The sequence below is a fragment of the Aurantimonas endophytica genome (genome assembly GCF_014196845.1).
GTDB classification, from domain to species: Bacteria; Pseudomonadota; Alphaproteobacteria; order Rhizobiales; family Rhizobiaceae; genus Aurantimonas; species Aurantimonas endophytica.
This window is the reverse complement of record NZ_JACIEM010000002.1, coordinates 357,359-369,419: the sequence shown is the minus strand read 5'-3', so window position 1 is coordinate 369,419 and position 12,061 is coordinate 357,359. Positions and strand designations below refer to the sequence as shown.

12 protein-coding genes and 1 pseudogene are annotated in these 12,061 nt (G+C 66.9%); 5 read left to right on the top strand and 8 right to left on the bottom strand.

Annotated elements, in window-relative coordinates; all coding sequences use genetic code 11:
- Nucleotides 1–62 precede the first annotated feature (62 nt).
- Nucleotides 63–842, top strand: a complete 780-nt coding sequence (locus GGR03_RS09460) for a hypothetical protein (protein ID WP_183207384.1) — start codon at nucleotides 63–65, stop codon at nucleotides 840–842.
- Nucleotides 843–879: 37 nt separating this feature from the next.
- Nucleotides 880–1,251 carry a DUF2019 domain-containing protein gene (locus tag GGR03_RS09455; RefSeq protein WP_183207383.1) on the top strand — a complete coding sequence of 124 codons (372 nt, stop codon included), beginning with the start codon at nucleotides 880–882 and terminating at the stop codon, nucleotides 1,249–1,251.
- Nucleotides 1,252–1,426: 175 nt separating this feature from the next.
- Here GGR03_RS09455 and GGR03_RS09450 read toward each other — a convergent pair.
- Nucleotides 1,427–1,783: pseudogene (locus GGR03_RS09450) on the bottom strand (DNA-3-methyladenine glycosylase I); the annotation flags it as partial.
- Between the two features lie 312 nt (nucleotides 1,784–2,095).
- Between GGR03_RS09450 and GGR03_RS09445 the strand changes: the two are divergent.
- Nucleotides 2,096–2,467: a DUF2019 domain-containing protein gene (locus tag GGR03_RS09445; protein WP_183207381.1), complete on the top strand. Its 372-nt coding sequence runs from the start codon at nucleotides 2,096–2,098 to the stop codon at nucleotides 2,465–2,467.
- Nucleotides 2,468–2,527: 60 nt separating this feature from the next.
- Here GGR03_RS09445 and GGR03_RS09440 read toward each other — a convergent pair whose 3' ends face one another.
- Both GGR03_RS09440 and GGR03_RS09435 read right to left on the bottom strand, forming a co-directional pair.
- Nucleotides 2,528–3,181: a DNA-3-methyladenine glycosylase I gene (locus GGR03_RS09440; RefSeq protein WP_183207380.1), complete on the bottom strand. Its 654-nt coding sequence runs from the start codon at nucleotides 3,179–3,181 to the stop codon at nucleotides 2,528–2,530.
- A 153-nt stretch (nucleotides 3,182–3,334) separates the two neighbouring features.
- Nucleotides 3,335–3,529 (bottom strand): hypothetical protein, encoded by a 195-nt coding sequence (locus GGR03_RS09435; protein WP_183207379.1) that lies wholly within the window; start codon nucleotides 3,527–3,529, stop codon nucleotides 3,335–3,337.
- 411 nt (nucleotides 3,530–3,940) lie between these two features.
- Here GGR03_RS09435 and GGR03_RS09430 point away from each other — a divergent pair, with 411 nt between their 5' ends.
- Both GGR03_RS09430 and GGR03_RS09425 read left to right on the top strand, forming a co-directional pair.
- Entirely contained in the window at nucleotides 3,941–4,813 is an 873-nt protein-coding gene (locus tag GGR03_RS09430; protein ID WP_246367773.1) for a L,D-transpeptidase, read from the top strand.
- Nucleotides 4,814–4,948: 135 nt separating this feature from the next.
- Nucleotides 4,949–5,677: a L,D-transpeptidase gene (locus GGR03_RS09425; protein ID WP_183207378.1), complete on the top strand. Its 729-nt coding sequence runs from the start codon at nucleotides 4,949–4,951 to the stop codon at nucleotides 5,675–5,677.
- A gap of 64 nt (nucleotides 5,678–5,741) precedes the next feature.
- Here the strand turns inward: GGR03_RS09425 and glcF are convergent, their stop codons facing one another.
- From glcF to GGR03_RS09400, 5 genes are all read right to left on the bottom strand, one after another.
- Nucleotides 5,742–7,085, bottom strand: coding sequence for a glycolate oxidase subunit GlcF (glcF, locus tag GGR03_RS09420; RefSeq protein ID WP_183207377.1), 1,344 nt, complete (start codon nucleotides 7,083–7,085; stop codon nucleotides 5,742–5,744).
- Nucleotides 7,086–7,297: 212 nt separating this feature from the next.
- The gene (gene glcE / locus GGR03_RS09415) at nucleotides 7,298–8,533 is read right to left on the bottom strand and encodes a glycolate oxidase subunit GlcE (RefSeq protein WP_183207376.1); all 1,236 of its coding nucleotides are present in this window, start codon (nucleotides 8,531–8,533) and stop codon (nucleotides 7,298–7,300) included.
- Entirely contained in the window at nucleotides 8,530–9,141 is a 612-nt protein-coding gene (locus GGR03_RS09410) for a Uma2 family endonuclease (RefSeq protein ID WP_183207375.1), read from the bottom strand. Before GGR03_RS09410 ends, glcE begins: the two co-directional genes overlap by 4 nt.
- 16 nt (nucleotides 9,142–9,157) lie before the next feature.
- Entirely contained in the window at nucleotides 9,158–10,651 is a 1,494-nt protein-coding gene (locus tag GGR03_RS09405; RefSeq protein ID WP_183207374.1) for an FAD-linked oxidase C-terminal domain-containing protein, read from the bottom strand.
- 76 nt (nucleotides 10,652–10,727) lie between these two features.
- Nucleotides 10,728–12,029 carry a DUF3422 family protein gene (locus GGR03_RS09400; protein WP_183207373.1) on the bottom strand — a complete coding sequence of 434 codons (1,302 nt, stop codon included), beginning with the start codon at nucleotides 12,027–12,029 and terminating at the stop codon, nucleotides 10,728–10,730.
- Nucleotides 12,030–12,061 lie beyond the last annotated feature (32 nt).

The following is a 12,061-nucleotide window of genomic DNA, read 5'->3' as shown; positions in this document are numbered from 1 at the left end:
CTCGCGGGTCCCCGTAGCATCGAGGCGGTCGATGGCGAGGCATGGGAAGACGAGAGGCCACAGTGGACAGTGCGGCGACGAGCCTGCCTCTGAGCAGCCTGCGCGCAGAGATCGCTGGCCTGCGCGTCACCGTGGCGGCGCTGCGGCTGAAATCGCTAGCCTTCAAGGCCGGCTTCGACCCCAGCCAGGTGCGGCATCCCAGGGGCAGTGGGCGCATCTCCGGCCGCTGGCGGCGGGGAGGCGGCGGCAAGCCCCTGCAGATCGATATCCCCGGCCCGAGGACGACACCGGCAGCCGGAGGATCGCCCAGGACGCCGCCGAAAAGTCCGCGCCTGAAGCTGCCGAAGCCCCGCATCGGCCACAATGGCGGCCCGCCGATGGAGGACCCGCCGGAACTGCCGAAGCGCGATCCGGGAACGGACACGGCGCGCAATCGTGTCGCCAAGCGCTGGGCGCTGTGGTTGCTGCGGGCGCTTCGTCGTCTGCCGGAGCGGCGTATCGCGTTGGCGGCCCGCGCGTTGGAGGCCGTTGGCTATCTCACCGGCTTTTTCGACGAGATCGAAACCGCGCTCGACGAACCGCGCCCGCTCGACGATCTGCGCCGCGCGGTAAAGGCCGAGGCCGACAGGGACGGCACCCACGTCCACCACATCGTCGAGAAAACATCCGCCGAGCAGGATGGCTACCCGAAGTCGATGATCAACGGCTATGATAATCTCGTGCGGATCCACGATACCGGCACGAGGAAATCTCGGCTTGGTATCAGAGACGCAATCCTCGATATGATTGGCAGTCTCCTCGGAACTTTCTCCGTGGTCGTAGCTGGGAGGAACGCTTCTTGATGGGCCTCGAGCAACTGCGTGAAAAAGGCCTGCTCAAATGACCAAAAAAGACTATCGGTCCTGCTCAGTTGGACAGCTCATCCAAGCGTTTCTTGACGTGAGTCTTTCCCAATCTCATGCGGTCGACGAGGATGATCACGGCCGATATAATCGCCTTGTGGACGACTATCTCGCGCTCGTAGACGAATTGCGCTTGCGGAAGGGCGATCAGCGTAGGGTGCTACGGACGTTATTCGATCATATCAAACCGCAGGTCCGTTTGAACGCTGCCATCGCAACTCTCGCGGTTCTGCCGGACGAGGCGCGAGAGACGCTTCGACTGATCCATGCCCGGCGCGAATATCCCCAAGCCGCCGACGCGATCGGTTTGCTGAATGCGCTGGAGCGGGGAACCTACATACCGGAGTAAGGGGATCACGCTGGCACTCCGACGCTGGGTTCGGCCACGCTCTCTGGACTCCTTGATGACTGTGTCTGGATGAGCCTCGCCCAAACGAGTTCAAGCTCGATGAGCATTACGGCGCCTACAGAGGGTGCTTGTCCGGGCGACTTACAAGCACAGTCGCTTGTTTTCGGCAGCAGTCCTACGCCGATGCCGGTCGCACGAACGCCGCCCGCTCGGCCGCGCACTCGTCGCGCACGCAGCACCCCTCGACATGGTCGTTGACGAAGCCCATCGACTGCATGAAGGCGTAGATCGTGGTCGGGCCGACGAAGGTAAAGCCGGCGTGCTTCAGCGCCTTCGACAGGCGCGTGGCGGCGGGGGTCACGGGGTTGGCCCGCAGCCATTCCCAGTCGACCGCCGCTGGTCGTTCCGAGGCCGGCGGTTCGTGCGCCCAGAGGAATGCGCCCAGCGAGCCGTGCGTTTTCCGGATGGCCAAGGTGCGGCGTGCATTGTTGATGGTGGAGACGATCTTGCCGCGATGCCGGATGATCCGCGCTCGACGAACCGCGCCCGCTCGACGATCTGCGCCGCGCGGTAAAAGCCGAGGCCGACAGGGACGGCACCCACGTCCACCACATCGTCGAGAAAACATCCGCCGAGCAGGATGGCTACCCGCAGTCGATGATCAACGGCTATGATAATCTCGTGCGGATCCACGATACCGATACGAGGAAATTACGGCGTGGTTTAGTTCCAAGAACCCAAACTTCGGCGGACGGTCACCCAGGAGCTATTTGCGGGGGACAAGCTGGGAGGAACGGATGGAGATAGGATTTTCCGCCCTGCGGCGTTTTGGAGTGTTGAAACCATGACGCGAGCGAAGCGCGGCGAAATGACGATCGAACAACTGATCGCCCGCTACTCCGAAATCGGGGTGGCGCAGGACAGGGCCCTGCTGGAAAATCTCGTCGGTCAATTCAATCGGCTCTACGATGAGGCCTTGGCGGTTGAGGACGAGTTGGAACGCCGCGAAGGCGACCAGCGCCGGGCGCTGCTTGCGCTCTATGGGCACGCGAATTGGCAGGTCCGTCTCAATGCGGCTCAGGCTACGCGACCTATTGCCCCGCAGGCCGCACGCCAGATGATCGAAGAGATAGCAAAATCGCAGCACTTTCCGCAGGCGGGCCACGCCGGCATGGCGCTCTATGCTATGGACCGAGGTATCTACAAGCCGAACTGAGTCGAGGCGGTGCTTGTCCGGGCGACTTACAAGCACAATCGCTTGTTTTCGGCGGCAGTCCTACGCCGATGCCGGTCGCACGAACGCCGCCCGCTCGGCCGCGCACTCGTCGCGCACGCAGCACCCCTCGACATGGTCGTTGACGAAGCCCATCGACTGCATGAAGGCGTAGACCGTCGTGGGGCCGACGAAGGTGAAGCCGGCCTGCTTCAGGGCCTTCGACAGGCGCGTCGCGGCGGGGGTCACGGGGTTGGCGCGCAGCCATTCCCAGTCGACGCTCTCCGGCCGCTCCGAGGCCGGCGGCTCGTGCGCCCAGAGGAAGGCGGCCAGCGAGCCGTGCGCCGCCTGCACCGCCTGGGTGCGGCGGGCGTTGTTGATGGCCGAGACGATCTTGCCGCGATGGCGGATGATCCGCGCGTCGAGGACGATCCGCGCGATGTCGTCCTCGTCCATCGCCGCGACGCGGTCGACGGCGAAGCCGTGGAAGAGTTCGCGGAACGCCTCGCGCTTGCGCAGGATCGTCAGCCAGGAGAGGCCCGCCTGGAACCCCTCGAGGCAGAGCTTCTCGTACAGGCGGTCGTCATCTGCCGTCGGCCGGCCCCACTCGTCGTCGTGGTAGCGCCGATAGGCCTCGTCGCTGCCGTGCCAGGCACAGCGCAGACGCCCGTCGGGGCCTTCCGACAGGCCGGGCGGTGAATCGAGGGGCTCGCTCATGACAACCGTCATCGCAGGCGGGCCGGACGCTGACAAGATGGGGGACGGAGCCTGGGAGCCCCCGTTGCGCGTAGCTCGCATGATCGCTAACCGCAGACGGCAAGCGCGTCCCGCCTGTTGCCCCGCCTCACTCGCGGACCGGCGGTGACGGCGTCAGGCGTCCGTGAAGCGGCGCGTATCGCAGCGATAGCGCTTCAGGTGCCATTTCGGCCGCCCCTGCAGGTGCTGGACGGCGGCCGCCTGGCCGAACATGGCGCACTGCATGATGGAGCCGTCGAAGGCGACGTTCTCGGACTGGCAATTGGCCGGGGCGGCGTTGAGGCAGACGATCAGGGTAAGAGCGATCATGGAATGCTCCAGGAGCCGCGTTCGGCGGCCGTGTCGAGGTTGATCCCCGGGCGCGCCGTAGCGGCCCGAACTGCCCTGTTGGCGTTTTCCCTCTGCGGCTCTGATCGGCCTTCGCCGGGAAGACCCAGCGTCAACAATCTAACATTTATGCTGCACTGCACAATAAGTTCTGGCCCCGTCGGGTCGCTGATGGGGACGGGTGTGACCAAAAAGCGTCTCACGATCCAATGCCCGGCTCCAACCGAGCGTCGGACGGCGGCAGATACGGCTTGTTAACCCTATGATTTGGTTTCGAGAACCGTGCTGCCATCTCCTTGCGGCATTTACCGTTCGGTCGGGCTTTGCGGCGAAGCTGTGGCCGAGACCGGTTGCGGAGCGTGCTTGCTCCAAACAACGGAACGAGGATCCGCCATGCGACGCATTTTTTCATTGATGGCCGTCACAGCCCTTGCGGCCGTCATCGGGCATCCGACGACGAGTTTTGCACAGCAGCGCGGGGTCGAGGTCTCTCCGGCGCTGCGCGGCGAATGGATCCTGCAGCTGTCGCCGGGCAGCGGCGTCGTGCCGGGCTACCGCCGGCCGCACATGAACAGCCCGACCAACAATCTCTCAGGTGCTGTGCTTGGCGCCCGGCCGGTCGCCGTCGGACGGGCGCGGCCGGTGCTTCGCGAGCAACCGGCCGGCGCGCGGCGCGTCGTGCGCTACCCCGCCCCGGTGGTCGTCGACCCTCGCCGCACGCAGGGCGTGGTGCGCCGCGGCTTCCATCCCAGCCAGCCCCAGCAGGTGGCACTGCAGCGACCGCGCCAGATGGTGCCGCAGCACCATGTCGATCCGGTCTACCTGCCGCAGGACGTCGCCTATCACGGCAAGGAAAAGCCGGGGACGATCGTCGTCGATACCGGCTCGAAGTTTCTCTACCATGTCGGCAAGGGCGGCACGGCGCGGCGCTATGGTGTTGGGGTCGGCAAGCCGGGCTTTGCCTGGAAGGGCCGGCATCCGATCACCCGCAAGGCCGAATGGCCGGGTTGGACGCCGCCGAAGGAGATGATCGCGCGGGAGCGCCGCAACGGCCGCATCCTGCCCGCCCACATGAAAGGCGGCGAGGCCAATCCGCTCGGCGCGCGGGCGCTCTATCTCGGCTCCACCCTCTACCGCATCCACGGCACCAACCAGCCCTGGACGATCGGCCAGTCGGTCTCCTCCGGCTGCATCCGGATGCGCAATCAGGACGTGATGGAGCTCTACGAGCGGGTGGGCGTCGGCACGAAAGTCGTCGTGCGCTAACGGCAACACCACCGAGGAACATCTGATCCAGGACCCACCGATCAGATGACGGGCCGGCGACAGCCGGTCCGGACCATGGCAGCATCTCGTTGCGGCGCCGCTGGAGAGCCGCTCCGCCTGTATGAGGAAAACAGCATGACATCAGCCAAGATCGGTGCCGGCATCGCAGCCGCCCTGGCGCTTCTCCTGACCGTCGAGGCAGGCGCGCAGGAGACCCGCCGCTATGATTACGCCACCAATAGCTGGCAAACCGTCAGCCCCGCGCGCGCCGAGGCCCTGTCGCAAACGCGCGCCGTGCAGCAGCGCCGTCCCGCGGCGGCGTTCATGCGCAAGCAGGTGCGGATCGAGACGAAAGAGGCCCCCGGCACGATCATCGTCGATTCGCAGCGCAAATATCTCTATTTCGTCGAGGGCGCCGGCATGGCGACCCGCTACGGCGTAGGCGTCGGCAAGGAAGGCTTCGGCTGGTCGGGCAACATGAAGGTGGGCCGCAAGGCGGAGTGGCCGGGCTGGACCCCGCCGGCGGCGATGATCAAGCGCGAGCGCGCCAAGGGCCGTATCCTGCCCGCCTACATGGCAGGCGGCCCCGCGAACCCGCTCGGCGCGCGGGCGATGTATCTCTATCGCGGCGGCCGCGACTCGCTGTTCCGCATCCACGGCACCAACCAGCCCTGGACGATCGGCCAGAACATGTCGTCGGGCTGCGTCCGGATGATGAACGAGGACGTCGAGCACCTGTATTCGCGGGTGCCGAACGGTACCAAGGTGATCGTCATCGGCCCGCGTGGCGAAGGCCCGAAGAACGTCTATGCCGATCTCGGCCCGGTTCAGTCGAACATCCTGACGGCAATCTTCGGCGGCTGATTCGCGATACAGCCGTCTCTCACGAAAGGCCCGCCGGCGACGGCGGGCCTTCTTGCGTCGAGACCTATTCCGCGGCGACCAGGGCCGGCTGGGAGCGTGGCTCGATGCCGGCAAGACTTGCCGGCCTTTCACCGCCAAAGGCCCAGTCGAGCAGTTCCACCGTGTGGAGAATGGGGATCGCCGTCGCCGAGCCGATCTGCGTCATGCAGCCGATATTGCCGGTTGCTACCGCCTGTGGCGCAATGCTCGCGATATTGCGCACCTTGCGGTCGCGCAGCGTCGCGGCGATCTCCGGCTGCAGGATGTTGTAGGTGCCGGCCGAACCGCAGCACAGATGCCCCTCCGGCACGTCGCGGACGGTGAATCCGGCCTGCGCCAGCAGCACTTTCGGCGCCATGGTGATCTTCTGGCCGTGCTGCATCGAACAGGCCGAATGATAGGCGACGACGAGATCGGTCGCGTTGGCCGGCAGCGGCAGGTCGAGCCCGGACAGATATTCGGTGACATCCTTCGCCAGCGACGACACCAGCGCGGCCTTCTCGGCATAGGCCGGGTCGAGCCGCAGCATGTGGCCGTAATCCTTGATCGTCGTGCCGCAGCCCGACGTGGTGACGATGATCGCGTCGAGCCCACCCGCGGCGATCTCGCGGCTCCAGACGTCGACATTGCGGCGGGCGAAGCCCAGCGCGTCGTCCTCCCGGCCCATGTGGTGGACGAGCGCGCCGCAGCAGCCCTCGCCCTCCGGCACCACCACCTCGACGCCGAGCCGCCCCAGTAGCCGCACCGTCGCCTCGTTGATCTTCGGGTCGAGCACCGACTGGGCGCAGCCGCGCAGGATCGCCACGCGGCCGCGGCGCGGCCCGGATGCCGGATGCACGCCGGGCTCGTTGACGGCGGAGCGCGGGGGCACGGCGGCGGGCGCGAGCTTCAGCATGGCGGCCAGCGGCTTCAGCGGCTTCACCGCGGCGAAGAGTGGCGCCAGCGGCCGCGCGATCCGCGCCATCGTCAGGCTCGCCCGGAAGCGGCCCGGATAGGGCAGCGTCATCGCCAGCACCCGGCGGATCATCCGGTCAACCAGCGGCCGGCGATAGGTCCGTTCGATATGGGTGCGCGCATGGTCGACGAGGTGCATGTAGTTCACCCCCGACGGGCAGGTGGTCATGCAGGCGAGGCACGAGAGGCAGCGGTCGATGTGCTTGACGGTCTTCTCGTCGGCTGGCCGGTCGTTTTCCAGCATCTCCTTGATCAGGTAGATGCGCCCGCGCGGACTGTCGAGCTCGTTGCCGAGCGTCACATAGGTCGGGCAGGTCGCGGTGCAGAAGCCGCAATGCACGCATTTGCGGATGATCCCCTCGGAATGGGCGATTTCCGGATCGGCAAGCTGGGCGGGGGAGAAGGTTGTTTGCATTCAATAGGCTCGCGGCGCTGGAGAAGAAGGGCCGAAATCTGCGACCAGGGTTCCGTCCGGTCGAAGGAGGAACGCACGTGCGGGACTCAAGCTTGCGATGACCCTGGTGATAGCGGTGGCCTTCGCCAATTCGCGTGGCACGCCTTCGTCCAACAGGACACGGTTCATGCGGCCTTGCCGTGGAGGCCTCGCGGCCGTGCATAATGCACACATTACCCCATCCGGCCCGGATTGAGCACGCCCTGCGGGTCGAACTGCTCCTTCAGCCGCCGCGTCAGGCCGGCCAGCGGACCGGGCTGCGGCTGGAAGATCTCGGTCGCCGCGCGCACCGGCTCGGACGCCCGCACCAGCGTCGCGTGGCCACCGCCGAAACGGCGGATCGTCTCGCGGACGAGGGATGCGTCCGGCTCGCCCTCCATCCGCATCCAGACCAGCCCGCCCTGCCAGTCGTAGAAGGCGTCGATGGCGGTCTGCATGCGCAGGCTCATGACGATCTCGTGCCCCCGCGTCGGCGTGACCGAGAGCCGCCAGACCGGCTTGGCCGTGCCGTCGGCGAAGGGCCGGACGTCGCGCACGTCGCGCCAGACCGCGCGGGAGGCGTCTGCCTCCAGCCGCTCCAGCGGAGCGACGCGCGAGAGGGCCGCGCCCAGATGCGCGGCGCGCGCCTCGACCGAGGGGCCGAACCCCTCCAGCCGGATCAGCGTCGCGGCCTCCTTGCCGAGCGTACCGCCGGCGACCCGCGCGGCGACGAACATCGGCAGGTGGGCCGCGCCCGACACTTCCGCCGAGGAGCCCATGGAAGCGGCCATCGCGCCGGCCGCGGCGGCGTCGTCGAGGCCCCGCAGCACCAGGGTGGTCTCGGTCTCGCTCTTCGGCAAAACCTTGACCGTGATGTCGGTCATCACCGCCAGCGTGCCGAACGAGCCGGTGAGACCCTTGGAGAGGTCGTAGCCGGTGACGTTCTTCACCACCCGGCCGCCGGACTTGAAAATCTCGCCGCGGCCCGACACAGCGGCGACGCCGAGGATGTGATCGCGCGCCGCGCCCTGCTTCAGGCGGCGAGGACCGGCGAGATTGCAGGCGATGACGCCGCCGAGCGTGCCTAGCCCCGGCTCCCGCCCGTGCAGCGGGCCATAGTCGAGCGGCTCGAATTCCAGGCGCTGGTTGTTGTCGTCGAGCAGTTGCTCGATCTCGGCGATCGGGGTGCCGGCCCTAGCCGAGAGGACCAGTTCCTCCGGCTCGTAAAGCGTGACACCGCTCATGGCGGCCAGCGACAGGGTACGCGCCGCCTGGACGGGGCGGCCGAGGCCGCGCTTGGAGCCATGGCCCTCGATCGCCAGCGGTTCTTCGGCGGAAATGGCGGCTGCGACGATCTCGCGAACCTCTTCCGGGGTCGTCGGGCGCAGCGTGGAAGTGGAGGGATGCAAGGCGGTCTGGGTAATGCTCATGCGAGGTCGGTCCGGGTGTAGAGGTCGCGGACAATACAGGCGAAGCCGAACTCGGGAAGCTCGATCCGGTCGTCCGGCTTGTCGTAGATGCTCTCCGCCCAGCCGTTTCGGAAAGACCAGTGGCGAACGCGCATGCGTTCCTGCTCGATCATCAGGACGTGGCGGCAGTCCGGCAGTTCGGTATAGCGGCGTCGCTTGAAGACGAGATCGTAGGGCTCGGTGGAGGGAGAAAGCACCTCGGCCACCAGCCGGCAGCTCTTGAGAAACCGCTCGCCGCCAGACGCCATCTCCTCCGCCGGATCGAAGACGACCACATCGGCGACCGGGCGGAAGGTCGCGTCGGAGGGATGGCTGACGCCAACTTCCCGAGTCGCTTCGAGCGGCAAGCCCTTCTGGCTCAGCGCGGATGCCAGAAGACGCTCGAAGACGCGCGCGATCGCACCGTGACGCAAGGTGGCTGGCGGCATGTCGATCGGTACCCCGTCAATCAGTTCCCAGCGCCCGCCGTCCCAGCCCGACCGGCCTTCGATCGACTTGAGAAAATCCACGAAAGCGCGCTCATCGAAACGAGTCTCGTTGCGGCGCTCCAGTTCCTCGATCGCGCTCATCAGAAATACCCCGCCATCAGAACCTCGGCAGATCGGGAAAGGCCACCTGCCCCTTGTGGACATGCATGCGGCCGAGCTCGGCGCAGCGGTGGAGCTGCGGGAAGACCTTTCCCGGGTTGAGCAGGTGCTTGGCGTCGAAGGCGCATTTGACCCGCTGCTGGTGCTTCAGGTCGTCCTCGTTGAACATTTCCGGCATGAGGTCGCGCTTTTCCACGCCCACCCCATGCTCGCCGGTGAGCACGCCGCCGACGGCGACGCACAGGCGCAGGATGTCGTTGCCGAATTCCTCGGCCCGGTGCAGCTCGCCCTCCTTGTTGGCGTCGTAGAGGATCAGCGGGTGTAGATTGCCGTCGCCGGCATGGAAGACATTGGCGACGCGCAGGCCGTATTTCTCCGACATCGCTTTCATGCCGGCGAGCACCTTCGGCAGTTCCTTGCGCGGGATCGTGCCGTCCATGCAGTAATAATCCGGCGAGATGCGCCCGACGGCCGGGAACGCCGCCTTGCGGCCAGCCCAGAAGGCGGCGCGCTCTTCGTCCGACTGCGAGACCCGGCAGGTCACCGCGCCATTGGCGTTGGCGATCGCCTCCACCTCTGCGAGCAGATGGTCGACCTCGGCGCCCGGGCCGTCGAGCTCGACGATCAGCAATGCCTCGACGTCACGCGGGTAGCCCGCATGGACGAAGTCCTCGGCGGCGTGGATCGCCGGCCGGTCCATCATCTCCATGCCGCCCGGGATGATGCCCTTGGCAATGATGGCGGCGACGCATTCGCCGGCCTGCTCGGAGGTCGGAAAGCCGATCAGCACGGCGCGCGCCGTCTCCGGCTTCTGCAGGATGCGCACCGTCACTTCGGTGACGACCCCGAGCAGCCCCTCCGAGCCGGTCATCAGCCCGATAAGGTCGTAGCCTTCGGCGTCGAGATGCTTGCCGCCGAGCCGCATCACCTCGCCCTCAATGGTGACGAACTCAATGCCGAGGACGTTGTTGGCGGTCAGGCCGTATTTGAGGCAGTGGACCCCGCCGGAGTTCTCCGCGACGTTGCCGCCGATCGAGCAGGCGATCTGCGACGACGGATCCGGCGCGTAGTAGAAGCCCTCACCCTCCACGGCCTTGGTGATGCCGAGATTGGTGACGCCCGGCTGCACGACGGCGCAGCGATTGTCGTAGTCGATCTCGATGACCTTGTTGAACTTCGACAGGACGAGCAGCACGCCGTCCTCCAGCGGCAGGGCCCCGCCCGACAGCGAGGTTCCCGAGCCCCGCGGCACCACCGGAATGTCGTTGGCGTGGCAATAGGCAAGGACCGCCGCGACCTGAGCGACCGTGTCGGGCAGCACCACGACGAGCGGCATCTGGCGATAGGCGGTGAGGCCGTCCGATTCGAACACCGCCATTTCGTTGGCGGCATCGACGACGCCCTCGCCTGGCACGATGGCTCGCAAGGCGCCAACGATCGCCGCGCGACGCGCGAGGATCGCCTGCGATGGCTTCGGCATCATGACGGCCATTGTCTCACTCCCGGTTCGCTTCGAAACTAGGCGTCCGGCCCGGCCGCGTCCACACACTGCATCCCGGCGTGCGGCATCAGTGCCCGTCTTCGCCGCTGCCCTTCATGTGGGTAATGCGCAGCCGCCGCACGACGAGCCAGACGACGAGGAGCGCAACGGGCACGAACAGGGCCGTCATGACCGTCGCCGAAACCGGCGAGCCCTCGTGCTCGATAGCCTTGGCGATGTAGCCGAATAGGCTGACGACGTAGTAGCCGATGGCGGCGACGGAGAGGCCCTCGACGGTCTGCTGCAGCCGCAATTGCAGCCGCGCCCGCCGGTCCATCGAAGACAGGAGGTCGCGATTCTGGTGCTCCAGCTCGACGTCGATGCGGGTGCGCAGCAGATTCGCGGCGCGGCTCAGCTTCTCCGAAAGGCCCGCCTGTCGCTCCTCGATGGCGCGGCAGGTGCGCATCGCCGGACCCATGCGCCGCTTCAGGAAGGCGCTCCAGCTTTCCTGGCCCACGATCGGCTGCTCGCCGACAGCGCCCAGCCGCTCGCGCACGATTTCGTCATAGGCGCGGCTGGCACCGAAGCGATAGAGCACCGAGGCGGCGGACGCCTCGACCTGGGCGGCAGCGAGCGTGATCTCCTGAAGCAGGTTGCGGCTGTCCTCGGTGCCGCTCGTCATCTCCTCGGTGATCGTCATCAGCTGGCCCTCGAGGGCCTGGATGGCCGGTCCGACCGACTGGGCGAGCGGCAGGCCGAGCAGCGCCAGCGTACGGTAGATCTCGATCTCGACGAGGCGCATGGCCAGCGCACCGGCCCGCGGCGCCGGCAGATCGTCGGCGAGCACCAGCATCCGCGTCAATCCGTCGCCGTCCTGCCGAAAATCGGTGGCGGCGCGGGCAAGCCCGCCTTCCATTGTCGAGAAGCAGAAGCTGGTCTTGTCGAAGCTCTCCAGCGCCGCCTGCCCTGCCGCGTCGTCCGGTCGCAGCTCGATGCGGACGCCGGCGATGAACAGACCCGGCGCCCGGAACTCGGAGCCGAACGGGTGGCCGCCGACCGCGTCGCCGAAGCCCTCGGGCGGCGGCCCGTCCCATGAATAGGTGGAGAATTCGGTATGGCGTTCCCAGCGCAGCTTACCCTTGCCAAAGGCGAAGGAATGGGTTCGCGCACCGGCGGCCGGCGGCGGCACGCCCTGACGCGTCGACAGATCCGAAAGCACCGCGAGGTCCGATTGGCCGTGGTCCTCGATCATGAAGGCGAGGACAACCAGGACCCGCGGCGGCTTGATCAGCGGAAACGGCCGGGCGTGCAGTTCGCCCAGCACGGCCGCACGGCGCGGATCGGCGGGGAAACGGTCGAACGAGGCCTTGCGCAATGTGATCCCGCTCATCTTCAGTCCCCTTGCCGTGCCGCTCTTGCTAG

Excerpts from the sequence above, each read along its gene's own strand:
- GGR03_RS09430 (WP_246367773.1), top strand. The coding sequence starts at position 3,941 with ATGCGACGCATTTTTTCATTGATGGCCGTCACAGCCCTTGCGGCCGTC.
- GGR03_RS09405 (WP_183207374.1), bottom strand. The coding sequence starts at position 10,651 with ATGGCCGTCATGATGCCGAAGCCATCGCAGGCGATCCTCGCGCGTCGC.
- GGR03_RS09445 (WP_183207381.1), top strand. The coding sequence starts at position 2,096 with ATGACGCGAGCGAAGCGCGGCGAAATGACGATCGAACAACTGATCGCC.
- GGR03_RS09440 (WP_183207380.1), bottom strand. The coding sequence starts at position 3,181 with ATGAGCGAGCCCCTCGATTCACCGCCCGGCCTGTCGGAAGGCCCCGAC.
- GGR03_RS09400 (WP_183207373.1), bottom strand. The coding sequence starts at position 12,029 with ATGAGCGGGATCACATTGCGCAAGGCCTCGTTCGACCGTTTCCCCGCC.
- glcF (WP_183207377.1), bottom strand. The coding sequence starts at position 7,085 with ATGCAAACAACCTTCTCCCCCGCCCAGCTTGCCGATCCGGAAATCGCC.
- GGR03_RS09410 (WP_183207375.1), bottom strand. The coding sequence starts at position 9,141 with ATGAGCGCGATCGAGGAACTGGAGCGCCGCAACGAGACTCGTTTCGAT.
- GGR03_RS09455 (WP_183207383.1), top strand. The coding sequence starts at position 880 with ATGACCAAAAAAGACTATCGGTCCTGCTCAGTTGGACAGCTCATCCAA.
- glcE (WP_183207376.1), bottom strand. The coding sequence starts at position 8,533 with ATGAGCATTACCCAGACCGCCTTGCATCCCTCCACTTCCACGCTGCGC.
- GGR03_RS09435 (WP_183207379.1), bottom strand. The coding sequence starts at position 3,529 with ATGATCGCTCTTACCCTGATCGTCTGCCTCAACGCCGCCCCGGCCAAT.
- GGR03_RS09425 (WP_183207378.1), top strand. The coding sequence starts at position 4,949 with ATGACATCAGCCAAGATCGGTGCCGGCATCGCAGCCGCCCTGGCGCTT.